This is a genomic window from Polynucleobacter sp. AP-Latsch-80-C2 (assembly GCF_018882185.1).
Taxonomy (GTDB): domain Bacteria; phylum Pseudomonadota; class Gammaproteobacteria; order Burkholderiales; family Burkholderiaceae; genus Polynucleobacter.
Map to the genome: position 1 here is coordinate 122923 of NZ_JACVOY010000003.1, position 25162 is coordinate 148084.

At 46.7% G+C, this 25162-nt stretch carries 25 protein-coding genes and 2 tRNA genes; 14 read left to right on the forward strand and 13 right to left on the reverse strand.

Going from position 1 to position 25162, the window contains the following annotated elements; all coding sequences use genetic code 11:
- Positions 1-42: 42 nt before the first annotated feature.
- Complete coding sequence (gene earP / locus ICN47_RS04960) at positions 43-1113, reverse strand: elongation factor P maturation arginine rhamnosyltransferase EarP (protein WP_216218789.1); 1071 nt, start codon at positions 1111-1113, stop codon at positions 43-45.
- On the opposite strand from earP, the gene uvrC reads away from it, so the two are divergent.
- From uvrC to ICN47_RS04985, 5 genes are all read left to right on the forward strand, one after another.
- Positions 1112-3025, forward strand: a complete 1914-nt coding sequence (gene uvrC / locus ICN47_RS04965; RefSeq protein ID WP_216218790.1) for an excinuclease ABC subunit UvrC — start codon at positions 1112-1114, stop codon at positions 3023-3025. The two genes, earP and uvrC, sit on opposite strands and share 2 nt — an antisense overlap.
- Before the next feature lie 34 nt (positions 3026-3059).
- Complete coding sequence (gene pgsA / locus ICN47_RS04970) at positions 3060-3635, forward strand: CDP-diacylglycerol--glycerol-3-phosphate 3-phosphatidyltransferase (protein ID WP_216218791.1); 576 nt, start codon at positions 3060-3062, stop codon at positions 3633-3635.
- 115 nt (positions 3636-3750) lie between these two features.
- Positions 3751-3826: transfer RNA gene (locus ICN47_RS04975), tRNA-Gly, on the forward strand.
- Between the two features lie 49 nt (positions 3827-3875).
- Positions 3876-3949 (forward strand) — tRNA-Cys (locus tag ICN47_RS04980).
- 68 nt (positions 3950-4017) lie between these two features.
- The gene (locus ICN47_RS04985) at positions 4018-4473 is read left to right on the forward strand and encodes a hypothetical protein (protein ID WP_216218792.1); all 456 of its coding nucleotides are present in this window, start codon (positions 4018-4020) and stop codon (positions 4471-4473) included.
- A 77-nt stretch (positions 4474-4550) separates the two neighbouring features.
- On the opposite strand, the gene lexA is transcribed toward ICN47_RS04985, so the two are convergent.
- Positions 4551-5270: a transcriptional repressor LexA gene (gene lexA, locus ICN47_RS04990; RefSeq protein WP_216218793.1), complete on the reverse strand. Its 720-nt coding sequence runs from the start codon at positions 5268-5270 to the stop codon at positions 4551-4553.
- A 63-nt stretch (positions 5271-5333) separates the two neighbouring features.
- Between lexA and ICN47_RS04995 the strand changes: the two genes are divergently transcribed.
- From ICN47_RS04995 to dnaB, 6 genes are all read left to right on the forward strand, one after another.
- Positions 5334-6407 (forward strand): asparaginase, encoded by a 1074-nt coding sequence (locus tag ICN47_RS04995; protein WP_216218794.1) that lies wholly within the window; start codon positions 5334-5336, stop codon positions 6405-6407.
- Between the two features lie 134 nt (positions 6408-6541).
- Positions 6542-6916 carry a 30S ribosomal protein S6 gene (rpsF, locus tag ICN47_RS05000; RefSeq protein ID WP_216218795.1) on the forward strand — a complete coding sequence of 125 codons (375 nt, stop codon included), beginning with the start codon at positions 6542-6544 and terminating at the stop codon, positions 6914-6916.
- A gap of 59 nt (positions 6917-6975) precedes the next feature.
- Positions 6976-7269 (forward strand): primosomal replication protein N, encoded by a 294-nt coding sequence (gene priB, locus ICN47_RS05005; protein ID WP_216218796.1) that lies wholly within the window; start codon positions 6976-6978, stop codon positions 7267-7269.
- 13 nt (positions 7270-7282) lie between these two features.
- Entirely contained in the window at positions 7283-7555 is a 273-nt protein-coding gene (gene rpsR / locus ICN47_RS05010; protein ID WP_076022861.1) for a 30S ribosomal protein S18, read from the forward strand.
- Positions 7556-7568: 13 nt separating this feature from the next.
- On the forward strand, positions 7569-8021 hold the full coding sequence (gene rplI / locus ICN47_RS05015; RefSeq protein ID WP_216218797.1) for a 50S ribosomal protein L9: 453 nt from the start codon (positions 7569-7571) through the stop codon (positions 8019-8021).
- A 69-nt stretch (positions 8022-8090) separates the two neighbouring features.
- Positions 8091-10541, forward strand: a complete 2451-nt coding sequence (gene dnaB / locus ICN47_RS05020) for a replicative DNA helicase (protein ID WP_370626268.1) — start codon at positions 8091-8093, stop codon at positions 10539-10541.
- A 67-nt stretch (positions 10542-10608) separates the two neighbouring features.
- Here the strand turns inward: dnaB and ICN47_RS05025 are convergent, their stop codons facing one another.
- The 11 genes from ICN47_RS05025 to ICN47_RS05075 form a co-directional block, all read right to left on the reverse strand.
- Complete coding sequence (locus ICN47_RS05025) at positions 10609-10881, reverse strand: hypothetical protein (protein WP_216218798.1); 273 nt, start codon at positions 10879-10881, stop codon at positions 10609-10611.
- Between the two features lie 120 nt (positions 10882-11001).
- On the reverse strand, positions 11002-11541 hold the full coding sequence (locus tag ICN47_RS05030) for a C40 family peptidase (RefSeq protein WP_216218799.1): 540 nt from the start codon (positions 11539-11541) through the stop codon (positions 11002-11004).
- Positions 11522-13180 carry a PhoH family protein gene (locus ICN47_RS05035; protein ID WP_216218800.1) on the reverse strand — a complete coding sequence of 553 codons (1659 nt, stop codon included), beginning with the start codon at positions 13178-13180 and terminating at the stop codon, positions 11522-11524. Before ICN47_RS05035 ends, ICN47_RS05030 begins: the two co-directional genes overlap by 20 nt.
- A 234-nt stretch (positions 13181-13414) precedes the next feature.
- Complete coding sequence (locus ICN47_RS05040; protein WP_216218801.1) at positions 13415-13882, reverse strand: peroxiredoxin; 468 nt, start codon at positions 13880-13882, stop codon at positions 13415-13417.
- Between the two features lie 34 nt (positions 13883-13916).
- The gene (locus ICN47_RS05045) at positions 13917-14834 is read right to left on the reverse strand and encodes a polysaccharide deacetylase family protein (protein ID WP_216218802.1); all 918 of its coding nucleotides are present in this window, start codon (positions 14832-14834) and stop codon (positions 13917-13919) included.
- Positions 14835-14845: 11 nt separating this feature from the next.
- Positions 14846-15892, reverse strand: coding sequence for a bifunctional UDP-4-keto-pentose/UDP-xylose synthase (locus tag ICN47_RS05050; protein ID WP_216218803.1), 1047 nt, complete (start codon positions 15890-15892; stop codon positions 14846-14848).
- A 20-nt stretch (positions 15893-15912) separates the two neighbouring features.
- Positions 15913-16785 (reverse strand): formyltransferase, encoded by an 873-nt coding sequence (locus tag ICN47_RS05055; RefSeq protein WP_216218804.1) that lies wholly within the window; start codon positions 16783-16785, stop codon positions 15913-15915.
- On the reverse strand, positions 16786-17748 hold the full coding sequence (locus tag ICN47_RS05060) for a glycosyltransferase (RefSeq protein WP_216218805.1): 963 nt from the start codon (positions 17746-17748) through the stop codon (positions 16786-16788).
- Positions 17749-17789: 41 nt separating this feature from the next.
- Positions 17790-18956 carry a DegT/DnrJ/EryC1/StrS aminotransferase family protein gene (locus ICN47_RS05065; RefSeq protein WP_216218806.1) on the reverse strand — a complete coding sequence of 389 codons (1167 nt, stop codon included), beginning with the start codon at positions 18954-18956 and terminating at the stop codon, positions 17790-17792.
- Positions 18957-18965: 9 nt separating this feature from the next.
- Positions 18966-20660 carry a glycosyltransferase family 39 protein gene (locus ICN47_RS05070; protein ID WP_216218807.1) on the reverse strand — a complete coding sequence of 565 codons (1695 nt, stop codon included), beginning with the start codon at positions 20658-20660 and terminating at the stop codon, positions 18966-18968.
- Positions 20660-21037 (reverse strand): Mth938-like domain-containing protein, encoded by a 378-nt coding sequence (locus ICN47_RS05075; protein WP_216218808.1) that lies wholly within the window; start codon positions 21035-21037, stop codon positions 20660-20662. Before ICN47_RS05075 ends, ICN47_RS05070 begins: the two co-directional genes overlap by 1 nt.
- A 79-nt stretch (positions 21038-21116) precedes the next feature.
- Between ICN47_RS05075 and ICN47_RS05080 the strand changes: the two genes are divergently transcribed.
- Genes ICN47_RS05080 through thrC form a run of 3 tightly spaced genes read left to right on the forward strand, consistent with a single transcriptional unit; the run spans position 21117 to position 25132 of the window.
- Entirely contained in the window at positions 21117-22373 is a 1257-nt protein-coding gene (locus ICN47_RS05080) for an aminotransferase class I/II-fold pyridoxal phosphate-dependent enzyme (protein WP_216218809.1), read from the forward strand.
- Positions 22370-23680, forward strand: coding sequence for a homoserine dehydrogenase (locus tag ICN47_RS05085; protein WP_216218810.1), 1311 nt, complete (start codon positions 22370-22372; stop codon positions 23678-23680). The genes ICN47_RS05080 and ICN47_RS05085 overlap by 4 nt, the downstream gene beginning before the upstream one ends.
- Before the next feature lie 9 nt (positions 23681-23689).
- Positions 23690-25132 carry a threonine synthase gene (gene thrC, locus ICN47_RS05090; RefSeq protein WP_216218811.1) on the forward strand — a complete coding sequence of 481 codons (1443 nt, stop codon included), beginning with the start codon at positions 23690-23692 and terminating at the stop codon, positions 25130-25132.
- Positions 25133-25162: the final 30 nt, after the last annotated feature.

Genomic DNA, 25162 nt, shown 5'->3' on the forward strand with positions numbered 1-25162 from the left:
AAAACAAGATTGTAACCGCCCATAAGCCTTTAATGCTGTGGATCAGCCAACAAACCGCAATAGACGGGCAGCTAAGCCACCATCATGCTGTTTTTCCAGCAAGTGGGAGCGCCAGGCTAGGGCATGGCCGCTCCAAGCGTCTAATGAGTCAATCCAGTTACTAGGCATATCCCAGGTCATGGCAGCGATGATTTTAAGTCTGAGTTCCTGGCTGGTATTTTCCAAGTAAAGATCTAAAAAGGCCGCTAATTTGACTTCATGTGCCCGATCTTCTTGAGGGTATATATGCCATATAAATGGCTTACCGGCTAACTGTGCTCTGATAAAAGAATCCTCGCCTCTTACGATATTGAAATCACATTGTGAGAGAACCCAGTCGTACTCATCTTGGGAAACAAAAGGGATTGAGAGAAGCTGAATATTCTCCGGGAGGGATATTGGTTTGTCTAAAGCAAGATCGAGTAATTCTGCATGGCCATGAGCGAGAAGGATGTCAAAGTTTTCATCAAGGGCACCTAAGTCATCTAGCCATTTTTTGAGTGGTGCACCGGGGTAGCAAAAAATACTGACACGTTTAGCATTAGGACGAAGCATTGACCAGGCCGACTTCAGGTCCTCTGGAATATTCTGAGCGGTGAGCTCTCCAGCCAACGGTATGGGATCAAGCAGGAGGCCACCCACTTCATCTTGAAAACCAGGAAAGTAGAAATACTTTGGGATGCCATGTGATTGTGGCGATGGTTTGCCATGAAACTCCATAATCCAGGGCTCAGCACTCAGATACTCTAGGTTGATGATGATGGGCTTTTCAGCGGCAATGAAGAGGCCAGCAAGATAGCGTTCAGGCAGGTCGCAGCCAAAGGCTTCAATGACTACATCGGGCGCCTGTACTGGGTGACGTGCGTTGGCATAACTTGCTTCCCATGGCAATAACTCAACTCTTGCCTTAATTGCAGGGTCTACTCCAGAAGCGAGTAAATTAAGGGTTGGCAAGTCATCGCAAAAAATGCGGACTTCTTGGCCATGAATGCTTGATAAGCTTCGGGCTAGGCGCCAGCAAATACCAGCATCACCATAGTTATCTACGATTTGGCAGAAAATATCCCAACGCATGAGCAATTCGCTTTTTGAAACCCTTCAGCAGGACGTTAAACGGCTACCCGGATTGCCGGGGGTGTATCGATTCTTTGATGAAGCGGGACAGATTCTATATGTAGGCAAAGCACGCAATCTCAAAAAGCGGGTGTCTAGTTATTTTCAACGCACTCAGCTCTCACCGCGCATTGAACTGATGGTGGGCAAAATCGCCCGTTACGAAACTACAGTAACACGGACAGAGACAGAAGCCCTCATTCTTGAAAATAATCTCATCAAAGAATTGGCTCCACCATTCAACATCCTATTTAGGGATGATAAGTCCTATCCCTATGTGATGTTAACCGGGCATCAGTTTCCTCGATTGGCATCTTATCGCGGCAAGGTGGATAAGCGAAATCACTATTTCGGACCCTTTCCAAATTCTTGGGCGGTACGCAATAGTGTCCAGATACTACAAAAGGTATTTCGCTTGAGGACTTGTGAGGATTCGGTATTTAAAAACCGTAGCCGTCCTTGTTTATTGCATCAAATTCATCGCTGTAGTGCTCCGTGTGTGGGGCGTTTAAGTGTTGAGCAGTATGGTCAAGACGTAGCGCAGGCAACGCGTTTCCTGGAAGGTGATCACAGTCGGGTCTTGTCTGAGCTAGAAAAAGAGATGCACGCCCATAGTGAGGCAATGGAGTTTGAAATGGCTGCTGTCCTGCGTGACCGTATTGCAGATCTTTCCAGTGTTTTACAGCAACAGTCTATGGATACAGTTGCCGAAGGTGAGGGAGATGTAGACATCATTGCAGTAGCGCAAATGGAGGGCATGGTTTGTGTTAATTTAGCGATGGTACGTGGCGGCCGACACTTGGGTGATCGTGCGTATTTCCCAAAAGGGCTGCGCTCTAGCTCGGGTGAGTTACCAGCCCCGACAGAAATACTCGAGGCATTTATTGCGCAACATTATTTAGATGATGTAACGGATTATCAGACTAGCGCTAATCTCATTCCCCCCGTATTGGTTTTAAATCATGCGCTTCAGTCGGCGAGCGATGATGGTGTCACTCTGAGCGAGACTCCACCAGAAGATTTGCATGATTTATTGAATGCACAGGCTGGTAAAAAAATTACTTTCTTACATCAGCCCCAGGGGCAGCGCCGTCATTGGCTTGCCATGGCAGAAGGCAATGCTAAGCTAGCGCTGACCAAGCGTTTAGTTGAGACAGGCGGACAGTTGGCGAGGGCGCGATCATTGGCCGATATTCTTGGATTGGAATTAGAGAGTCTCGAGCAGTTACGAATCGAATGTTTTGATATTAGCCACACCTCAGGTGAAGCAACGCAAGCATCTTGCGTGGTGTACACAAAAAATGCCATGCAGTCTGGTGAGTATCGACGTTTCAATATTAACGACATTACGCCAGGCGATGACTATGCAGCCATGCGTCAAGTATTGCAAAGACGTTATGCAAACTTTCAGGAGTTGCCATTAGAAAAAATTCCACAAGTCATCTTGATTGATGGTGGAAAAGGCCAGGTGGAAATGGCGCGACAAGTATTTTCAGAATTCGGTATTGATATCGGCTTAATCGTTGGCGTTGCCAAAGGTGAAGGTCGTAAGGTTGGATTGGAGACATTGATATTTGCCGATGGTCGGCCTCCGCTAGAACTCGGTATTGATAGTGCCGCCTTATTGCTAGTGGCGCAGATTCGTGACGAAGCGCATCGCTTTGCCATCACTGGTATGCGAGCTAAGCGCGCCAAGGCCAGAACGGTTTCGCGTCTTGAGGAGATTGAGGGCATTGGAGCCAAGCGTCGACAAAAGTTATTGGCCCGTTTTGGTGGTTTAAAAGGGGTGGCTAATGCCAGTATTGAAGAGATCGCTAGTGTTGAGGGGGTTTCATTGACCCTGGCAGAGCAAATCTATCGACAGCTCCATTAGGCGATATACGCCTTAATTGGTTTATCCTTCACCCATGCCATTCAATCTACCAATCGCACTAACCTGGTTGCGGGTTGCAGCAATTCCGTTGCTGGTGGCAGTCTTTTATCTTCCCAATAGCTGGCTTTCTCCTTTTGAGAAAAATCTAGTAGCTACCATCCTGTTTATTTTTGCTGCTGTGACTGATTGGTTGGATGGATTTTTAGCTAGGAAAATGAAACAAGAATCTGCCTTCGGACAGTTCTTGGATCCAGTAGCCGATAAGCTGATCGTTGCGGCAGCACTCTTGGTCCTGCTCAATATGGATCGCGTTCAAGTTTGGGTTGCCCTCATCATCATCGGTCGTGAAATCACCATCTCTGCGTTAAGGGAGTGGATGGCTTTGCTTGGAGCCGGAAAGAGCGTAGCGGTCCACATGGTCGGTAAGTTAAAAACAACCACCCAACTGATTGCAATCCCTTTTTTATTGCTCAATGACACTTTGTTTGGTTGGTTGGATTGTGCAAGGGTAGGTACTTGGTTGATTTGGGTTGCCTCCTTTTTAACCTTGTGGTCCATGTTCTATTACATGAAAAAGGCTTTGCCGCAGTTGGCAGGCAAAATTGATTAATTCTCATAAACCCCAGCCACATCAGGTTTAAGCCTCTTTTGGATTGCCACTTTCTTTACCGTCAAGCGGAATAATGCTTTCTTTCAGATTGTTTGTTAAACTACTGCCCTGTTATGCGGGAATAGCTCAGCTGGTAGAGCGATACCTTGCCAAGGTATAGGTCGGGAGTTCGAACCTCCTTTCCCGCTCCAAGTTCGATGGGAAGCCCTCAAAAGCTTCCCATTTTTGATTTAGGTATATGGCGCGTTGGCCGAGTGGTTAGGCAGGAGCCTGCAAAGCTTCGTACGGGGGTTCGATTCCCTCACGCGCCTCCAGTAATTTGCCTTGACGATTTGGGGGCTTTCCCTAAAATGGTTTTATTAAATTACTAGGTAATCAGATTATGAATTTCCCTATTTTTTCCAGAGGCATCATCACAGCAACAATGCTTTCATTGATGTTGCTTGCATGTGCATCGTCTGGCGATTCATCAAACGCTTCAAGTGAGGCTCAAGAGGTTCAGGCGCAACTCTTAGGTGACATGCCATTACCAGCAGGTTCAAAAATTCTGAGTGCGGATTCTTTAATTATTGGACGCGGAGATAACTGGGTTGGTAGAGCGGTTTTATCTGGCGTGCAAAATTCAACCGATATTTATGCTTTTTTCCAAGCGGAATATCCTAAGGCAGGCTGGACTACAGTAAGCGCTATTAAAGCCAAGACCAGTATTCTTGTTTTCACTAAAGGTGATCGCACTTCTACTGTGGAATTAAATGATGGTTCTTTTACTGGACCTAAAACATTGATCACCATTACGGCATCACCTAAGAATGCGAATGTCGTGGCCCCTAAAAAATAAGCGTTATTAATATTTAGTTAAGTTTGCAGAAATAAAAAAAGACCTCAAAAGAGGTCTTTTTCTTTAGTGCAGAGGCTTTACAGTCCTTCAGCCCTAATGAGCCCAACGGCCTGGCCTTCAATGGCAAAGTTCGGTTGGCGGCTATCGACCACAATATTTTTGAAGTCTGGATTTTCTGCTTGCAGTTCAATGACCATACCATTGGCAGTTTTCTTTTGTTGCCAACGTTTCACAGTGACTTCATCATCGAGACGAGCAACTACGATATCGCCATTGCGAACTTCAGTTGTTTTTCTGACCGCTAAATAATCACCATCCAAGATTCCTGCATCGCGCATGCTCATGCCTTTTACTTTTAATAAGTAATCAGCACCCTTGCTAAATAAGCTTGGATCAATTGGAACTTGTTTTTCAATATGTTCAACCGCCATGATGGGTGAGCCTGCAGCAACACGACCAATTAATGGCAGCGTGAGTTGCTGAAGTGCGCCTGATGGCAATGACATCTGACGATATTGATTTGTGTGATGCGTTTGATTAAAGCGTTGCGGAATGCGAATGCCGCGAGAAGTTCCTGGCGTGAGTTCGATGTACCCCTTTTTTGCCAGCGCGCGCAAATGTTCTTCGGCAGCATTGGCGGATGCAAATCCGAGTTGATTAGCAATTTCTGCGCGTGTCGGTGGCAAGCCACTTTCATCAATCGCTTTTGAAATGAGTTCTAAGATCTCGCTCTGACGTGGAGTGAGTTTAGGGAGGGCAGTCAGCTCCTCAGGAAAATCGACTGTATTTATGTCCATACTGGGATTGTATACAGCAGTATTTGAGAATTCAAGGCCTTTTGGCAGGGGGATAATGGAAAGATGAGCTCAAACCCAATTCAATCTGAAAAATCACCCCATATTCTGGTCTTAGGAATGGGTGGCACTATTGCTGGGCTGGCTAATTCCCCAGATAAACCTTTGGAATATGCCGCAGGGCAGGTGGGCGTGGATTCCTTGGTCTCGCATATCGCATCCGCTATCCCCAAAAACGTCAAACTGGTCTCACATCAATTGGCCAACATCAATAGCCGCAATTTATCTGAGTCCTTGCTCAGCCTTCTGGGAGAGGCTGTCCGCGCTGCTCTGGAGAATCCAGCGGTCTTGGGCATCGTTGTGACCCATGGCACCGACACCATCGAGGAGACAGGCGTCTTTTTGCAATTAACTTGCGGTCAGCACGCCAATCAAGTGGGTAAGCGAGTCATTTTGACGGGTGCAATGCTTCCCAGCAATGCCCCTGGGGCGGATGGTCCCTCTAACTTATTGGATGCCATCAAGTGGGCTGCAACCCCTTTAGATAATTGCCCTGGCGGTATCTATGCAGTTATGGATGGCAGAGCTTGTATGGCAATGGATTTGGCAAAGCGCCACCCAACGGCACTGAATGCGTCACTACAAGCTGCCCCTAGCAGTTCGGCTGGCTTGATTAACCCATCGTGGTTATCGGGCGTGAAGGCTGTTCAGTCTGCCTGGACTGAAGATTTACCGATTCCCAGGCAGACTGAATGGCCTTGGGTGGAGATTTTGACCAGCCACGCTGGTGCTCGCCCTGAAACGGTATCCCTTTGGGTGGAAAGCCCTGTTCAAGGCTTGGTGCTTGCGGGCAGTGGCATGGGGGGTTTTCATGATGCATGGCAGGCTCCACTTGTGCAGGCCGCCTCCAAGGGTATTGCTTTAGTCAGAACCACTAGAACTGGGTCAGGATCAACTCTTCCCAATATTCCGGAAAAAGACCTTGCCGGCTGCTTAGCAGCGGGTGCTTTAAGTGCCCCTAGAGCCAGAATCGCGCTCCAGTTGGCTCTTAATGCTGAAAAACTGGCAAAGATAGTGGGTAAACCCCTGACTTGGCAGGATTTTTTTGCTAGAATAGCGGTCTTGCCTGTTATCAGGTAGGCGCTGAAAAGCGGCTTTAAAAGTGTTGTAAGTTTTACCTACAATTTGTTACTACCTTGTCACACTGGCGCTAACTTTAAAACCATCGGAAGTTAGCAAGACGCCCAGGTGACTTCATCCTTAAGGAGTGTTTGATGCGTCATTATGAAATCGTCTTTATCGTCCATCCGGACCAAAGCGAGCAAGTGCCCGCGATGATCGATCGCTACAAAGCTACATTAGCAGCTGCTGGCGGCAAAATTCATCGTATTGAAGATTGGGGTCGTCGTCAGATGGCTTACATGATCGACAAACTTGCTAAAGCCCACTACGTTTGCATGAACATTGAGTGCGACCAGAAAACTCTGGAAGAGCTCGAGCATGCGTTCAAATTTAACGATGCTGTTTTGCGTCACCTCATCATCAAGACTAAGAAAGCTGAAACAGAGCCTTCCATCATGATGAAAGAAGTGCAACGTGAAGAAGCGCGCAAATCAGCTCAATCTGACGCTCCTGTAGCGACAGCCTAAGTTATAAATTTGAAGAGGAATACAGAGACTAGAAAACGTATCAGAGTGGCGGAGCGGCGTTGAATCATTTCACCCTCACTGCAATCTTGGTATCTAAAGACGCGATTCGATTTACACCTGCAGGAATACCGGTGATGCATTGCCAGCTAGAACATAGCGGCCAAGCAAACGAGGTAGGAGTGGCAAGGAAAATTCAGATGAGTGTTGAGGCCGTTGCGATAGGACCCATTCAAAAGGGTATTGAGCAGATGGACTTAGGAACCCAAGCAGTGTTTGAAGGATTCTTAGCACCCAAGACCCTACGTAATCAAAGACTTGTTTTCCATATTACCCATATTCAATTGAAAAATTAAAGAGGAAATCATCATGGCGTTTGGAAAGAAACCCGATTTCAAAAAGAAACCAGCTCAGAACCCATTGTTCAAGCGTAAACGTTATTGCCGTTTCACTGTTGCTGGCGTAGAACAGATCGATTACAAAGATGTAGATACATTGAAGGACTTTATTGGCGAAAACGCCAAGATCACTCCTGCTCGCTTAACAGGCACAAAAGCAAAGTATCAGCGTCAGTTAGACACTGCTATTAAGCGTGCCCGTTTCTTGGCTTTGTTGCCATTCTCCGATCAACATAAGAAATAATTAGGAGCCCTCAATGCAAATCATCCTTTTAGAAAAAGTAATTAACTTGGGCAACCTCGGCGATATCGTTCGCGTTAAAGACGGTTACGCTCGTAATTTCCTAATCCCACAACGCAAAGCTCGTCGTGCAACTGAAACAGCTATCGCTGACTTTGCAGTACGTCGCGCTGAGTTGGAGAAATTGGCCGCTGAGAAATTGGCTGCTGCTGAAGCTGTTGGCGCAAAGCTCAAAGACTTGGTTCTCGAAATCGGTCAAAAAGCAGGTGTTGACGGTCGCTTGTTTGGTTCTGTAACCAATCATGACATCGCTGACGCTTTGAAAGCAAAAGGCTTTGTAATCGAAAAAGCTTCTGTACGCTTACCTACTGGCCCATTAAAAATGGTTGGTGACCACCCTGTAGCGGTAGCTGTCCATACCGATGTAGTGGCTGATATCACTATTCGTGTAGTTGGCGAGCAAGCTTAAGTTTTAAATCTGTAAACTAGCCTCATGGCTGAATCCCGTTCACGTTCCGTTACGCTGAATCCCGGCATGATGGGTTCTGGGGATGCAGTCGTGCAGGCTTTAAAAGTCCCGCCGCATTCTGTAGAAGCCGAGCAATCTTTGCTCGGCGGTCTACTCATCGATAACACAGCCTGGGATCGCCTAGGTGGAGTGTTAACTGATAAAGATTTCTATCGTCCTGAACATGCTCTGATCTATAAGGTCATTCAGCGTTTAGTAGGCGACAACCAACCCGCTGACGTAATTACTGTTCATGAAGCAGTGAAGTCAGAGCAGGGAGGTGACCTGGTTGGTATTGATTATTTAAACTCTTTGGCACAAAGCACTCCAAGTGCTGCCAATATCAAAGGTTATGCAGACATCGTTCGCGATCGCAGTATCTTGCGTCGCTTGATTGAGGTGTCTGACAGTATTGTGAGTTCTGCATTTATTCCAGAGGGTCGTTCAGTGAGAACACTCTTGGATGAAGCTGAATCACGCATTTTACAAATTGGTGAAGAGGGCAGTCGTAAGGCTGACTATCTCGAAATTGAGCCGCTTCTACGTTCAGTCGTCGCCAGAATTGACGAGCTCTACAACCGCCAAGGCGGCAGTGACATCACTGGTATTGCTACTGGCTTTATTGATTTAGATAAACAGACTAGTGGCTTGCAAAAAGGCGACCTCGTGATTGTTGCTGGAAGGCCTTCAATGGGTAAGGCTCAGCCACTAGACGCCAAAATTAAAACAATTCATGGCTGGAAGTTCATGGGCGATCTTCATTTTGGGGATCGGATTGCTTCAGTGGATGGTCAACATTCCATGGTCACGGGTATTTACCCGCAAGGCAGCAAACAAATTTACAAAGTCACTTTCTCTGATGGACGAGAGGCGGAATGCTGTGATGAGCACTTATGGCGTGTTATGTATCGCGATTGGGATGCGCCCAGAGTAATCAATACCGCTCGTCTAATTGAAATGCTTTCGTGTGTGCGTTATAAAAATCGTCTATGGTTTGATCCTGTCTCAGGGGACTTTGGCCACTCTGAGGAGTTGCCGATTCATCCATGGGTATTAGGCGCATTGCTAGGTGATGGAACTTTGGCCTTATCTCATGGTTCAGTGATGTTTTCAACAAAGTCGCCTGAGCTCGTAGAACGTATGAATTTGCTTGCTAGCTATGAGATGGAGCTAGTTCATGCTAACGCGTATGATTGGAGGCTGGTTTCCAAAGCCAGAATTGCCGCCAATGGAGAACGCCAAGCAGTTCCAAACAATTATTTTAGGACTGCATTAAAAGATTTAGGAGTTCTGGGTTGCAGAAGTTTTGATAAATACATTCCCGCAACTTATCTTGAAGCGAATAAGGCCTCTCGCCTTGCATTGTTTCAAGGCCTAATGGATACCGATGGTTGGATTGAAAAGTGGGGATCGATTCGTTTTTGTACGGCAAGCAAGCAATTGTCTGAAGACGTTGCATCCTTGGCTAGATCGTTGGGAGGTTTTTGCTCAGTGGCGCATAAGCAGACCAACTACACCTATAAGGGTGAGCGCAAGCAGGGTCGATTAGCCTATGTTTTAAATATGAGCTTTGGCCCAGGATTTATGGCTTTCACTCTGCCTGAGAAGTGTGAAAGATTAAGATCGAATTGGGATCGTCAGCGTAGAATTACTTTCAAGAGTATTGAGCCAAGTAGAGTTGCTCAAGCCCAATGTATTTCTGTTAGCCACCCCTCGCGAACCTATGTAACGAATGACTACGTTGTTACGCACAACACTGCATTTGCACTGAATATTGCAGAGAACGTTGCTCTCGCTGAGGGACTACCAGTTGTGGTCTTCTCTATGGAGATGTCCGGCGAGCAATTGGCAGCGCGTCTATTGGGTTCAGTTGGGCGCGTAGACCAAGGTCGTATGCGTACCGGTAAGTTGCAAGATGACGAATGGCCACGCGTTACGGATGCAATTGCCCGTTTAAGTAATACTCAAATTCTGATTGATGAAACAGGCTCCTTATCCAGTTTGGAATTGCGTGCCAGAGCACGTCGAATTGCCAGAAACTTTGGCGGCACCTTAGGTTTGGTTGTGATTGATTACCTGCAGTTGATGAGTGGTTCTGGATCAGAGAATCGTGCAACGGAGATTTCTGAAATTTCTCGCTCGCTCAAATCACTTGCAAAAGAATTGCAGTGCCCAGTAGTTGCATTGTCACAGTTAAATCGTGGCTTAGAGCAACGCCCAAACAAACGACCCATCATGTCTGACCTACGTGAATCTGGAGCGATTGAGCAAGATGCTGACTTGATTATGTTTATTTATCGTGATGAGGTGTATCACCCAGATACTACTACCGATAAAGGCATGGCTGAGATCATCATTGGTAAACAGCGTAACGGTCCTATTGGAACTGTGCGCTTGAGCTGGCAAGGTCCATATACGAAGTTTGATAACTTAGCAGTCGGCTCAATCGGCTACTCATCTGGTGGTTACGAACCTTTCTAAAGTTCGCTGAACATCTGCCCATTAAAAAAGCCTCGCAATGCGAGGCTTTTGTGTTTCAGCAAAGAGTTTATTTTTTAGCGTCTGCTTCGCACTTCTTAATGGAGGCATCTTTAGCTGCTCCATATAGGGGCTTACCATCCTTGCTCACTGCTTTAGCTGCGCAGTCAGGAGCGACAGGTGCACCCCCCATACATTTCTTAATGGAAGCTTCTTTAGCGGCACCATAAATTGGTTTGCCATCTTTACTTACTGCTTTTGCTTCGCACTCGGCTTGGGTTGCTGCAAATGCGGAAGCGGAAAAACTCAATGCAATACTTAAGGCGATGATGAACTTTTTCATGCGATTTCTCCTGATTGTGTGGAATCAACATTGTCACTACATACTACAAAGTAAATGATTTCCTGCTGCTTGACCATCATATTCTGAGAATAAGACAAAGATATTGTCTCTATGGTGAATTTATGGGCTTGCCGCCAATCTTCTGGCTTCGGTAAATCGAGATGCCCAATAGGGGTTGTCGATTTGTTCTAGGCGGACAGTTCCTCCGGCACTTGGTGCATGCACAAAACGCCCCTGGCCCACGTAAATGCCAGCGTGAGAGTATTTCCCGCCGGTGGTGTTGAAGAACACAAGATCACCAGGTGCAGGGGCTTGATCATCAATGCCTTTGCCTTTGGTACTCATATCTTGAATGGTGCGGGGTAGTTTAATGTTGGCTGACTTGAGATAGACATAGCCAATCAAGCCACTGCAGTCGAACCCAGCTTTCGGGTTATTGCCACCATAACGATAGGGCACGCCTACTAAGCCAACAGCTGCAATCGAGATATCTTCGGTACCGACACTGGTATCTTGCTTAAATTGCGCGACTCTGGAAGATGATCCTGATTTTCCGCTGAACGTACCACATCCACTTAGGATGAGTAAGCTGCAAATAAAAATGCCGCACCCTAGAAGAGTGCGGCATGAGGAAAGTTGCTTAGAGTGCGTCGGCTGCATGATCCGCTAGACGTGAACGCTCCCCGCGAGCCAGAGTCACGTGACCACCGTGACGCCAGCCTTTGAAGCGATCAACTACATAAGTTAAGCCGGAAGAGCCTTCTGTTAAATAAGGCGTATCAATCTGGGCAATATTACCTAGGCAAACAATTTTGGTTCCAGGGCCTGCACGGGTAACCAGAGTTTTCATTTGCTTAGGTGTTAAGTTTTGCGCTTCATCGATGATCACAAACTTGCTCACAAAAGTTCTGCCACGCATAAAGTTCATACTCTTCACTTTGATGCGTGAGCGGATTAATTCTTGAGTCGCTGCGCGACCCCATTCGCCTGCGCCATCATCATTGCGTTGGAGCACTTCAAGGTTGTCGTCAAATGCACCCATCCAAGGCTGCATCTTTTCTTCTTCGGTACCTGGTAAGAAACCAATATCTTCACCGACAGGTACTGTGGCGCGCGTGATGATGATTTCGTTATAGCGCTTGCTGTCGAGCACTTGCTCAAGTCCAGCAGCCAGGGCCAGCAAGGTTTTACCGGTACCAGCTTGACCTAATAGCGTCACAAAATCGACATCTGGGTTCATGAGCAAATTCATAGCAAAGTTTTGCTCACGGTTACGGGCGGTAACACTCCATACATTGTTTTTCTGGTGAGAAAAATCTCTTAAGGTTTGCAAGAGGGCAGTTTTGCCGTTGATTTCTCGTACCTGTGCATAGAAGGGTGTTGAGCCATCAGGGTTCTCTTGATAGACAAACTGATTTACCAACATGCTTTGGACTGCAGGGCCTGTCACTCTGTAGAACATCGTGCCAGACTTTGAGTCTGCCCAACTTTCCATATCTTTGCCGTGTTTTGGCCAAAAGTCCGCGCTCAAAGACATAACCCCGGCATACATTAAATCGCGATCTTCTAATACTTGGTCATTGAAATAATCTTCAGCAGGTAAACCAAGTGCGCGTGCTTTGATGCGCATATTGATATCTTTGGATACCAATACCACCTCTTGACCTTTTCGAGTCTTCTGCAGCTCGCTAACAACAGCCAAAATAAGGTTGTCACCCTTTCCTTCAGGTAGACCCTCTGGCAAAGCTTGTGTAGTTAATTTAGTCTGGAAAAATAAGCGACCAGTGACATCTTGATTGCCTAGTTTATTAAGTGGAATACCATCATCCAAGGTGCCGCTGGTGCCAGCTATAAGCTGGTCTAGCGATCTGCTGACGGTACGGGCATTACGCGCTACCTCAGTCATACCCTTCTTGTGGTTATCCAGCTCTTCCAGAGTAGTCATTGGTAAGTAAAGGTCATGCTCTGAGAAGCGGAATAAGGAGCTTGGATCATGCATCAACACGTTTGTATCGAGAACGAACAGGCTAGGAGGCCCCGTACGCACTACCCGTTTAGGTTTCGCAGGTGCGGATGCTTTGATGTCATTGCGCTGATTATGAAGAGGGCGATGATCGGCCTTAATTTTTTCGAGGGCCACTTCGGCCGCAGATAAATCCTCTTCAGCATCTTGAGTCCAGTTGGAGGTTTCCATCACTACTGGTTTTGCTGGCGCAGGGCGTTTCTTCAAATCGGGGGTGTCCTTGCGGCCCAGTTTGACTTGATCAGCAATTTGAGTGGGGATGGGTGGCAGTGGCATGCAGACTCTCCTAAAAGAAAAAACCGCCAAGCGAAGCGCATTGACGGTTTATTACGAAACGATTTGCAACGAAGTCTAAAAAATGGCGGGGGTTGCTCTCCAAACCTGTTCTGAAGTATTCAGGCTTCTGGTTTAAACGGATTGTCAGACTTTCCCGTCGCTTACGGTGCATATGGATTTACTTTACCCCATTTTTTGGGGTTTGCAAGCACCTGCGCACAAATTCTGAAAAAATTATTTAGTGGCTTGGGCTGCTTGTAACACCTCTGTCACATGCCCTGGAACCTTCAGGCCACGCCATTCTTTTACGAGATTGCCAGAGGAATCAAAAAGGAAGGTGCTGCGCTCCACGCCACGGACCTGCTTGCCATACATATTCTTCATCTTCATGACGCCAAAGAGTTGGCAGAGTTTTTCTTCGGTATCGGCAATCAACTCAAATGGAAGTTGTAATTTGCTCCGGAAGTTGTCATGAGACTTCAGGCTATCTCGGGAAACCCCAACTACCAGGGTATTGGCTTTGGAGAAGGCTTCAATGTTGTCTCTAAATTCGCCAGATTCAGCGGTGCAGCCAGGCGTCATATCTTTAGGGTAGAAGTAAATCACGAGCTTCTTGCCTTGAGCTGCGGCTGGAGTAAAAGTCAGTCCAGAGGTCGCAGGAATGGTGCATGGAGGAATAGGTTTACCGATGGCTACTGACATGATGATCCTTCATTGGTTAATTTGTCTCTGAGTTTTAATTATTCTGAATAATCAGATCACCGCTGCGATTGGGTATTTCACTCCAAGTCAACGGTAATACTGCTATTTTATCGAGTTGCTTAGTAGCTTCCCAAGATTGGTGGAGTTGCCCCATGGTGACTAAATCGTGCCCTTGGTTCAGCCAGCCAATGATGAGCTTTTCAAAGGCAGGTAATAGCTTTTGACCTTCAAGTTCAGCATGGAGCGTAAATACTTGATCGTTAGGGTTACTTTGGGTCAATGCGAGCAGTTTGTCTACAGCGGCAAATTCATCAGCATCATCTACGCCAATAAGCTCATCTAAGGTAGGTAGCGTGGTTGGATATTGAACATGTTTCGCTTTCCCGGACGATAGTGCAATGCGATAAGGCATTAAATTAGGTTCGGCTCTACCGTCGGAAGAATGCTGAATGCCCCATTGATCTAATTGCTCAAAGGCCGCTTCATTCATTTGCCAGCCGGCAGCGCCATATGTCTTCGGCTCATGTCCAAAGATTTCCAAAAAGCGATCCCAACTTTTTTGCATCATCGCTTTGGTCCACTGGGGAGTTTGATGGCGAACTTCGTCATGCCAAGCGACGTGATCCCAAGCATGTATGCCGGCTTCATGACCAGCCTTATCAATTGCCTGCATTTCTGTGGCAGCTTGCTTTCCAATATCTGGACCTGGAAGTAAAACACCATATAGCAAAGTCTTAATGCCATAGTGTTCCACTACAGAAGTACGGCTTACTTTTTTCAGAAAGCCAGGACGAAAGACGCGCTTTAAAGCCCAGCCGGTATGGTCGGGACCCAGGCTAAATAAGAAGGTGGCTTTTAGGCCAAAACGCTCCAAGGTACGAGCTAGATTGGGCGCCCCTTCTTTGGTTCCACGTAAGGTATCAATGTCAACCTTAAGAGCAATTTTCGCCATGAGTTACAGATTTATTCGATATCGACTAAGTGACGCGCTTTTTCAACATCTTGACGGTAGGCCTCAAAAATATTCTTGAGCGCATCAGTCATAGTGGTTGTTGGCTTCCAGCCTAATTCACTCATCGTGTTGTCAATCGCAGGAACGCGGTTTTGTACGTCTTGATAGCCTTCTCCATAGTAGGCGCCTGAGGTGGTTTCGACAATCTTCACTTCGTTAGCGGTCTTAGCGTATTCAGGAATGCTGCGAGCAATCTCTAGCATTTGATTGGCGAGATCACGAACTGAATGATTGTTCTTTGGATTGCCAATGTTATAAATCTTGCCGTTAGCAATACCATCTTTGTTATCAATGATGCGCATCAAAGCATCGATACCATCATCAACATAGGTAAAGGCACGTTTCTGTGCGCCACCGTCAACTAAGTTGATTGGCTCTCCGCGAACAATGTGTCCCAAGAACTGAGTCACCACGCGGGATGAACCTTCTTTTGGTGTGTAGATGCTGTCTAAGCCAGGGCCAATCCAGTTGAAGGGGCGGAAGAGGGTAAAGCGCAAGCCTTCCATGCCGTAGCCCCAAATGACGCGATCCATTAATTGCTTGGAGCAAGCGTAAATCCAACGTGGCTTATTGATTGGGCCATACACCATATTAGATGTAGAAGGATCAAACTCGCTGTCTTCACACATGCCATACACCTCAGAGGTGGATGGGAAAACCAAATGCTTTTTGTATTTAACGGCGGAGCGAACGATCGGCAGGTTTGCTTCAAAATCCAATTCAAATACTTTGAGTGGTTGCTGTACATAAGTGGCGGGTGTGGCGATCGCTACCAAAGGCAGAATCACATCACATTTGCGAATGTGATATTCCACCCACTCTTTATTAATGGTGATGTCACCTTCAAAGAAATGCATGCGAGGATGGTTCACGAGATCACCTAAGCGATCGTTCTGCATATCCATGCCATAAACGTCCCAATCGGTCGTCTCAAGAATGCGTTTTGAAAGGTGGTGGCCAATGAAGCCATTAACCCCAAGAATGAGTACTTTTTTCATCTTTACTGCCTCGTTTTAATCTAATCTGTCTTAGCTGGGAACCATTCCAGGATTTCAACTGCCTGGCGGTCACCACAAATGCCGAATACCCGATTATCAACCACTTGGATGCCCTGAGCCCCAAGATCGAGTGCTGCTGGAAAAGGTCCCTGGAGGCTTGAACGGGCTGCAATCATAGTTTTACCCTGCCAGTCGGTAAATGCGCCTGGATAAGGGGGTGCTACCGCTCTGATGAGGTTGTGGACCTGTTTAGCGCTCCGATTCCAGTGAATTTGGCCATCTGCAGGCTTACGACCACCAAAATAGCTGCCTTGGGATAGATCATTTAGCTGGCGCGGCACTTTGCCCTGAACGAGGTCTGGCAAGACGCTATTGATGACCCGAACGGCTGCCAGGCTCACTTTAGCGAACACATCGGTAGCGGTCTCATCTGGCCCAATACTGACTTCTGCCTGACCAACAATATCTCCAGCGTCTGGTTTGACTTCCATCACATGCAAAGTAGCACCAGTTTTAGACTCGCCATGCAAGATTGCCCAGTTCACGGGTGCACGTCCACGGTATTTGGGAAGCAGCGAACCATGCATGTTTAACGCCGCAATCTTTGCGCAAGCCAACAATTGCGCAGGAATCATATTGCGGTAATAGAAAGAAAAAATATAGTCAGGCGCTAGCGCTTGAAGTTGGGGAATGAGGCTTGGTAGTTCAGCGGCGCTGGGTGTTACGTATGGAATGTGCTCATCGGAGCAGAGTTTGCTGACGCTACCAAACCATACATTCTCATGCGGGTCATCTTGATGGGTCACTACTAAATCAATTTTGATGCCTGCAGCTAGAAGTGCTTTGAGGCAATGCACGCCAACATCATGATAGGCAAAGACGACTGCGTGCAATTATTTTTTCTCTAAAACAGTTTGCACGACATATCTTGGGCGTCGTCTGACTTCTTGGTAGATGCGGCCAATATATTCACCGAGCAAGCCTAAGCCAAACAACATGACGCCAATCAAGAAGAAGGTCAGCGCAAACAAGGTAAAGACGCCCTCAACCTCTGCACCCAGAATAAAGCGTCGAATCAGGAGGTAGGCAAACAAGCTACCGGCAGCAAGCGCAAGCAACATACCTAAGATGGAAAAGATTTGTAAAGGCATGACTGAGAAGCCCGTTACTAAGTCAAAGTTCAGGCGAATGAGTTGATACAGGGTGTACTTAGACTCCCCAGCAAAACGCTCTTCATGTTTGACGGTGATTTCAGTTGGGTTGGAGGCGAATGTATAAGCTAAGGCTGGAATAAAAGTATTGCTTTCGTCACATTGGCGCACTAAATCAATAATGCGGCGGCTGTAGCCGCGCAACATGCAACCCTGATCAGTCATCGTGATGCGCGTAATTCTTTCGCGCAGACGATTCATAGCGCGTGAAGCAAATTTTCTAAAGAAGCTGTCTTGGCGATTCGCTCTAATGGTGCCGACATAGTCGTGACCTTTTAGCAATTGCTCAGTCAGTGCATCAATTTCTTCTGGAGGGTTTTGAAGGTCTGCATCCAGAGTAATGATGTAATCACCCTTAGCGTATTCAAAGCCTGCCATGATGGCCATGTGTTGACCAAAGTTACTGTGAAACAAAACAGCACGCGTGACATCAGGTCGGAGTTCTACTTGTTTGGCGAGAATGCCAGCTGAGCGATCTTTGCTGCCATCGTTAACAAAGACAATTTCATAAGTAATATTGCGTCTTGCAGCTACAGCATCTAATGATGGATAGAGGCGATCGAATAAAGCTTGGAGGCCATCTTCCTCGTTGTAAACGGGAACAACAATGCTGAGTGTCGGATGGGCGGCTAAATTTGCAGTCATGCCGCAATTTTGCCTGATCTTGAGGGTTTGCCCCAAGAACCTTAGTTTTTGCGGTGTTTTTTCAGAATTCCCACAAAAGCCTTGGCTATACGGCCAATATCCTCATTTGTCATAGCGGGGAAGAGGGGTAGCGTAAGAATCGATCGGCCAATGCGATTGGCAATCGGGGTATCTGCCGCTTGATAGCCTAAATTCTTGTATAGGGTGAAGCCGGTAATGATGGGGTAATGCACGCCAGTGCCAATCCCAAGTTCTTTTAACTCGGTCATCACCTGGCCGCGATCAACTGTGAGTTGCTCCAGAGGTAGCAGTACTTGAAACATATGCCAGTTCGTTTCAGTAAAGTTTTCTACAGGAAGTTCTAAGCCTAAGTCATGCAATCCTGCGCTTTGCAGTTCACTGCGAAGTATATCAAAGTATTGGCGTGCAAGTTCTGCGCGTCTAGATTGGTAAGCAGGCAATTGTTTGAGTTGCTCAAGTCCAATCGCTGCATTTACATCAGTGAGATTGTCTTTGCCACCCAGCACATCAACATCCATTCCATCCATTCCTTGACGGGTAAGTCCTTGCAGGCGGAATTTCTCAGCAAGTTTCGCTTCATCGGCATTGTTGAGAACAAGACAACCACCTTCAACAGTAGTGAGATTTTTATTGGCTTGAAAACTAAAACTGACTAGATCGCCAAAGCTGCCAATCTTCTTGTCTTGCCACTGTGAGCCAAAGGCCTGTGCTGCATCTTCAATCACACGCAGCTCGTATTGTTGGGCTAGGGCGTAGAGTTGATCCATATCTACAGGTAATCCAGCTAAATACACCGGCATGATGGCTCGAGTCTTGGGGGTAATTGCCGCAGCTAATTTATTGAGATCGATATTGCGTGTGACAGGATCAATATCAACAAAGACGGGTTTAGCGCCTACAGATAAAACGACATTAGAGGTGGCAACCCACGATATTGGGGTCGTAATCACTTCATCGCCTTCACCAATGCCCGCAACTTGCAAGGCTATCTTCATGGTTGCAGTGCCATTAGCAAAGCAGCGAACTGGACGACCACCAAAATATTCAGAAAGCGTTGCTTCGAACTCGGCAAGCTTTGGTCCTGACGTCACCCAACCAGAGCGGAGAACCTCGGCTACAGCATCAATCGTCTCTTGATTAAAGCTGGGGCGGGTAAAGGGAATAAATGTAGGTTGAGATGCTGACATGATGGGCCTTTATTGTGGCAAGGAGCTAGCGTTATCGGGATGTTTCACAATCACCCTTCTAGAATCTCGATCTACTTCTTGCATTGGAAAGTTGATCTTCTGTAAAGCAGTGTATTGCTCTGGAACCATTAATGCATATGCGCTTTGATCTTCTTTCCAGCGCTCCATGAAGGCGCTCAATGTCGGCATCCATAGTTCTGGTTCTTGATTCACGCCAAATTCCAACTCATCTGGCGATTCCACCATGATCATGGTGCGGCCAAGATAAAAGGGTACGGTGTGATCGAGCATGCGAACAGAATAGATGTCTGCATTTGCCGGGATTAATGTTTTCACACGCTGTGCTAGATCAATGCCAGATACTGCACGACCTAATGTTTCATGACCTGTTCCCGCAATGATGGTGCAAAGCGAAAGGCCAATCGCAAAGCTGAGAATGCTGCCAAGGCCATTGCGTGCGCTTTGCCAAGTTGCCAGCACGCTAAAGATAATCAGCGCAATAAGGGCAGTAATGACCCAATAAACATATTGAGCATAAGCTTCAATTTCATCGGGCCTTGCTTGAATGCTAATTTCTGAAATAAAGAAAAAGCCAACACAACCCAAGAGCGCAAAGCCGAGTGTTTGTAGTTTCCAAGGAAGATGAAGTGAATTGCTATTTCCTAGTAGACGATCTAAGCGAGCGCCAATGAGCATAGCTAGTGCCGGAAAGACTGGAATGATGTAGCCAGGCAACTTAGAGCGCGAGACGCTGAAGAAGGCAAAGATCACCACAAACCAACACACTAATAACCAGCCGCTAGAGAACTCACGTTTACGTTCTGTCCAGGCCTGCGCAATTGCGCCAGGGATTTGGAAGATCCAAGGCAGGATGCCAATCAGCAGTAATGGTACGAAGTAATAAATGGGGCCAGTTCTACTGTGGGCATCCTCAGTAAAGCGTTGCAGATGTTCATGGATAAAAAAGAATTCTAAAAATTCTGGATTGCGTTGAGCAATCAATACAAACCAAGGCGCGGTAATGATTAAGAAAAGAATTGTGCCGCTGATTAAGTGGAGGCGCGTCCAGATTTTCCAATCCCAAACACTGATTGAATAAGCAACAAATACCATTGCCGGAATGGCGGCGCCGATAACACCTTTAGAGAGTGTTGCGAGAGCCATCATGCTCCAGCAGACCCACATCCAATTTCGACAAACATTTTTACTTTGGGCGGTCTGAGCTAATAAAAGTGCGCACAGTGCACTCATTAAAAATGCTGAGAGCGCCATATCTAATGAGTTGAAGTGACCGCTAATAATCCACATGGGGCTAGAGGCAAGTACCAGCGCTCCAAGCCAACCAGCTCTGGCGTTATAAATTTTTGCCCCAGTAAAGCCGATCACTAAGATAGTTAAAAAGCCAGTGATAGCCGTCCAAAGACGGGCTTGCCATTCGCCCAAGCCAAATGCTTGAAATGCAACAGCAGTAGCCCAAATTTGGAGGGGTGGTTTTTCAAAGTATTTGTAGCCGTTATAGCGAGGCGTAATCCAATCGCCAGTGACGAGCATCTCGCGCGCCATTTCTGCATAGCGACCCTCATCGGATGGAATGAGGTGGCGGTAATTGAGGGTGCCAAACCAGATCAAGCCATAAACGAGCACCAAGAGCAAAATTTTGCCAGGATGTAATGCTGATGACTGGCGAATTTGCCCAAACTGCATTAGACAGGCTCCACAATCAAAGCTAAGAGAACCTGGCGTCCTTCGCCCACCAAAATATTGTAGGTGCGACAGGCGGCTTGAGAATTCATGATCTCATAGCCAATCTTGGCAGAAATGAGGGTTTTTAAGAGTTCTGGGCTGGGAAAGCGTTGGCGACTTCCGGTACCAATGAGGATTAATTCAGGTTTTAAATCCACCATTTGCGCGAAGTGATTGGCCGCTAGCCCTTCAAATGACTGGACTGGCCACTCGGAGATGGCGCCATCAGAGCTAAGTAGTACAGCATGGGTATACGGAGTTTGATTGATCTCCACGTAGCCAGGCCCGTAGCCGGTGATCGTATTGGCTCCAGAATGGGGGTCAGATTGCAGCTTCAAGTGGACTCTCTGTCATAATTATGTGGATTATAGCTAGCTGTTTTTTCTCAGATTTCAAGAACTTACCCTTTAATTTATCGTGAAACCTATCCTAAAGTCCCAAAAACTCGATAACGTCTGTTACGACATTCGTGGGCCAGTGCTTGAGCTTGCTCAACGCATGGAGGAAGAGGGTCACAAAATCATCAAATTAAACATTGGAAATGTAGGGGTATTTGGCTTTGATCCCCCTGAAGAAATTCAGTTGGACATGATCCGAAATTTAAGCAATGCCTCTGCTTATTCGGACTCCAAAGGCATTTTTGCTGCTCGTAAAGCCATCATGCAGTATTGCCAGGAAAAGGGTATCCAAGGCGTAGCATTGGATGATGTCTACACCGGTAATGGCGTGTCAGAACTCATCGTGCTTTCCATGAATGCTTTGCTGAATGACAGCGATGAAGTTTTAGTACCTGCACCAGATTACCCGCTATGGACTGCAGCAGTGAGTCTATCTGGTGGCACTCCAGTTCACTATCTTTGTGATGAGTCCAAAGAATGGGCGCCTGACCTAGCAGATCTTCGCAAAAGAATTACACCGCGCACTAAAGCGATTGTGGTGATTAATCCTAACAATCCTACGGGTGCGATTTATTCAAAAGAAGTTTTGCTTGAGCTGACTAATATTGCTCGCGAGCATGGACTCATTTTGTTTGCGGATGAGATTTACGACAAGATGTTGTACGACGCAGAGAAACATGTTTCTTTAGCTTCCCTCTCTACCGACGTAGTCGTGATTACCTTTAATGGCCTTTCTAAGAATTACCGCTCATGTGGCTACCGTGCAGGCTGGATGGTGGTCTCCGGTGATAAAGAAATGGTACGCGACTACATTGAGGGTCTCAATATGTTGGCCTCAATGCGTCTGTGTGCAAACGTGCCAGGGCAGTATGCAATTCAAACTGCTCTAGGCGGCTATCAAAGTATTAATGATCTTGTCGGTGAAGGTGGTCGTTTAGCAAAGCAGCGCGATCTTGCTTGGAAACTGATTACTGAAATTCCGGGCGTATCTTGTGTAAAACCAAAATCCGCTTTGTACCTATTTCCAAAATTAGACCCTGAGATGTATCCCATCGAAGATGATCAGCAGTTTGTAGCTGATCTTCTAAAGGAAGAGAAAGTATTGTTGGTGCAGGGCTCTGGATTTAACTGGGGCAAGCCTGATCACTTCCGCGTAGTGTTCTTACCTCATGAAGATGTTCTTAAGGAAGCTATTAGCCGCCTTGCCCGTTTTCTAGAGCGTTATCGTCAAAAGCATGGCCGTAAGGCTTCTTCAACTGTAGCAAAGGCATCATGAAACCGATTCAAGTAGGTCTATTAGGTATTGGCACTGTTGGTGGTGGCGTATTCACTGTTCTCGAACGTAACCAAGATGAAATTAAACGCCGCGCTGGTCGTGGTATTCGCATCAATACAGTTGCCGATCTTAATGTAGAGCGTGCGAAAGAGCTTGTGAAAGATCGCGCACAAGTGGTCAGCGATGCTCGCGCCGTTATTAATAACCCTGAAATCGATATCGTTGTTGAGTTGATTGGTGGCTACGGCATTGCTAAAGATTTAGTGCTAGAGGCTATTGCCGCAGGCAAGCATGTGGTGACAGCGAATAAGGCTCTGATCGCAGTACACGGTAATGAAATTTTTAAAGCAGCCCACGCTAAAGGCGTCATGGTTGCATTCGAAGCTGCAGTTGCTGGCGGCATTCCGATTATTAAGGCGTTGCGCGAAGGTTTAACTGCGAATCGAATCGAGTGGATTGCCGGCATTATTAACGGCACAACCAATTTCATTCTTTCAGAAATGCGTGACAAAGGCTTGGACTTTGAAACCGTTCTCAAAGAAGCGCAACGTTTAGGTTATGCAGAGGCTGATCCAACATTTGATATTGAAGGTATTGACGCAGCTCATAAAGCGACCATCATGAGTGCGATTGCCTTTGGTATTCCAATGCAGTTTGAAAAGGCTCACGTTGAAGGTATCACCAAGTTAGCTGCTATTGATATTCGTTATGCAGAGCAATTAGGCTACCGTATTAAGTTATTGGGTATTGCTAAGAAGACCACAACTGGCGTTGAGTTGCGCGTGCACCCAACCTTGATTCCTTCTAAGCGTTTAATCGCTAACGTTGAAGGCGCAATGAATGCGGTTCAAGTATTTGGCGACGCAGTGGGAACTACTTTGTACTACGGTAAAGGTGCTGGCTCTGAGCCAACTGCATCTGCGGTGATTGCAGATTTAGTGGATATCACGCGTTTGTTGAGTGCCGATGCTGCGCATCGTGTGCCTTATTTGGCGTTCCAGCCAGACGCTGTTCAAGACACTCCAGTCTTGCCGATTGGCGAAATTACGACCAGTTACTATCTGCGTTTACGTGTAGCAGATCAAGCGGGTGTGTTGGCTGACATCACGAAAATCTTGGCAGCGCATGGTGTTTCGATTGATGCGCTCTTGCAAAAAGAGGCGGATGAGGGTGAAAGCCAAACCGATTTGGTTGCTTTGACTCATGAGACCAAAGAGAAGAACATGCTTGCCGCTATTAAAGAGATTCAGAATCTCAAAACTGTTGCCGGCGAAGTAGTGAAGATCCGCTTAGAAAATTTGTCTTAATTTAAATACATGCGTTATCAATCAACCCGTGGCAATAGCCCGCAACAAACTTTTCTAGAAATTCTGTTGGGTGGTTTGGCCCCTGATGGTGGCTTGTATTTGCCAACCCAATATCCTAAGGTCACTGCAGCCCAACTAGATTCATGGCGCGGCATGCCTTATGCAGATCTTGCGTATGAGATCTTGAGTTTGTATTGCGACGATATCCCTGAGGATGACTTGCGTGCGCTCTTGCGCAAAACATATACCGAGCAGGTCTATTGCAATGGGCGCCCTCAAGATAATGCCAAAGACATCACGCCTTTGCATTGGTTGGGTGAAGAACAGGGTACGCGTATTGGGTTGCTCAGCCTTTCCAATGGTCCAACCTTAGCCTTCAAGGATATGGCCATGCAGTTATTGGGCAACCTTTTTGAATATGCCTTAAAGAAAAAAGGCCAGCACCTGAATATTTTGGGCGCCACCTCTGGTGATACGGGTAGTGCTGCTGAATACGCAATGCGCGGCAAAGAGGGCGTCAAAGTATTTATGTTGTCTCCACGAGGCAAGATGAGCTCATTTCAGTCGGCACAAATGTATTCCTTGCAAGATCCCAATATTTTTAACTTAGCAGTGGCTGGCGTCTTTGATGATTGCCAAGATATTGTTAAGGCGGTCAGCAATGACCATGAGTACAAAGCAAAGCATCAGATCGGTACTGTGAATTCGATTAACTGGGGTCGTGTTGTTGCACAGGTGGTCTATTACTTCCAGGGTTATTTATTGGCCACGAAGTCTAGTGCCGAGAAAGTGTCCTTTACTGTTCCGTCTGGTAACTTTGGTAATGTCTGCGCAGGTCATATTGCTCGCATGATGGGATTACCTATTGAGCATTTGATTGTGGCAACTAATGAGAATGATGTCTTAGATGAATTCTTTCGTACTGGTGTTTATCGTGCACGCAAGTCGGCTGAGACGCTCCATACCTCTAGTCCTTCGATGGATATCTCTAAAGCCAGTAACTTTGAGCGCTTCGTGTTTGACTTTATGGGTCAAGACGGCAAAGCAACGGCGGCCATGTTTAAGAAAGTCGACGAAACTGGTGGCTTTGATATCTCAAAAGATGCTGTATTTAAGGAGCTCGGTCAATACGGCTTTCAATCTGGCCGTAGCACCCATACCAATCGCCTAGAAACCATTCGCGATATTGAGAAGCAATATGGTGTCATGATTGATACACATACTGCAGATGGCGTCAAGGTTGCCCGTGAGCATTTGCAAGCAGGAGTCCCCATGTTGGTTCTGGAGACTGCACTGCCGATTAAGTTTGAAGAAACGATTCAAGAGGCCTTAGGTCGTCCTGCTGAATGCCCACCAGCCTTTAAAGACATCAAATCGAAGCCGCAGCGTGTAGAAAATATTGATGCCGATGTCAATCAAGTAAAAGCATTTATTACTGCACACCTCAACTAACAATATTTAAGTAATTGCGATGACAAAGCC

What these genes read in the sequence shown, in the direction of transcription:
- ICN47_RS05045 (WP_216218802.1), bottom strand. Translation starts at nt 14,834, where the DNA reads ATGGCGAAAATTGCTCTTAAGGTTGACATTGATACCTTACGTGGAACC.
- ICN47_RS05040 (WP_216218801.1), bottom strand. Translation starts at nt 13,882, where the DNA reads ATGTCAGTAGCCATCGGTAAACCTATTCCTCCATGCACCATTCCTGCG.
- ICN47_RS05085 (WP_216218810.1), top strand. Translation starts at nt 22,370, where the DNA reads ATGAAACCGATTCAAGTAGGTCTATTAGGTATTGGCACTGTTGGTGGT.
- ICN47_RS05070 (WP_216218807.1), bottom strand. Translation starts at nt 20,660, where the DNA reads ATGCAGTTTGGGCAAATTCGCCAGTCATCAGCATTACATCCTGGCAAA.
- lexA (WP_216218793.1), bottom strand. Translation starts at nt 5,270, where the DNA reads ATGGACATAAATACAGTCGATTTTCCTGAGGAGCTGACTGCCCTCCCT.
- pgsA (WP_216218791.1), top strand. Translation starts at nt 3,060, where the DNA reads ATGCCATTCAATCTACCAATCGCACTAACCTGGTTGCGGGTTGCAGCA.
- ICN47_RS04985 (WP_216218792.1), top strand. Translation starts at nt 4,018, where the DNA reads ATGAATTTCCCTATTTTTTCCAGAGGCATCATCACAGCAACAATGCTT.
- ICN47_RS04995 (WP_216218794.1), top strand. Translation starts at nt 5,334, where the DNA reads ATGAGCTCAAACCCAATTCAATCTGAAAAATCACCCCATATTCTGGTC.
- rpsR (WP_076022861.1), top strand. Translation starts at nt 7,283, where the DNA reads ATGGCGTTTGGAAAGAAACCCGATTTCAAAAAGAAACCAGCTCAGAAC.
- uvrC (WP_216218790.1), top strand. Translation starts at nt 1,112, where the DNA reads ATGAGCAATTCGCTTTTTGAAACCCTTCAGCAGGACGTTAAACGGCTA.
- ICN47_RS05060 (WP_216218805.1), bottom strand. Translation starts at nt 17,748, where the DNA reads ATGACTGCAAATTTAGCCGCCCATCCGACACTCAGCATTGTTGTTCCC.
- dnaB (WP_370626268.1), top strand. Translation starts at nt 8,091, where the DNA reads ATGGGTTCTGGGGATGCAGTCGTGCAGGCTTTAAAAGTCCCGCCGCAT.
- ICN47_RS05065 (WP_216218806.1), bottom strand. Translation starts at nt 18,956, where the DNA reads ATGTCAGCATCTCAACCTACATTTATTCCCTTTACCCGCCCCAGCTTT.
- rplI (WP_216218797.1), top strand. Translation starts at nt 7,569, where the DNA reads ATGCAAATCATCCTTTTAGAAAAAGTAATTAACTTGGGCAACCTCGGC.
- thrC (WP_216218811.1), top strand. Translation starts at nt 23,690, where the DNA reads ATGCGTTATCAATCAACCCGTGGCAATAGCCCGCAACAAACTTTTCTA.
- rpsF (WP_216218795.1), top strand. Translation starts at nt 6,542, where the DNA reads ATGCGTCATTATGAAATCGTCTTTATCGTCCATCCGGACCAAAGCGAG.
- ICN47_RS05030 (WP_216218799.1), bottom strand. Translation starts at nt 11,541, where the DNA reads ATGCAGCCGACGCACTCTAAGCAACTTTCCTCATGCCGCACTCTTCTA.
- ICN47_RS05050 (WP_216218803.1), bottom strand. Translation starts at nt 15,892, where the DNA reads ATGAAAAAAGTACTCATTCTTGGGGTTAATGGCTTCATTGGCCACCAC.
- earP (WP_216218789.1), bottom strand. Translation starts at nt 1,113, where the DNA reads ATGCGTTGGGATATTTTCTGCCAAATCGTAGATAACTATGGTGATGCT.
- ICN47_RS05035 (WP_216218800.1), bottom strand. Translation starts at nt 13,180, where the DNA reads ATGCCACTGCCACCCATCCCCACTCAAATTGCTGATCAAGTCAAACTG.
- ICN47_RS05025 (WP_216218798.1), bottom strand. Translation starts at nt 10,881, where the DNA reads ATGAAAAAGTTCATCATCGCCTTAAGTATTGCATTGAGTTTTTCCGCT.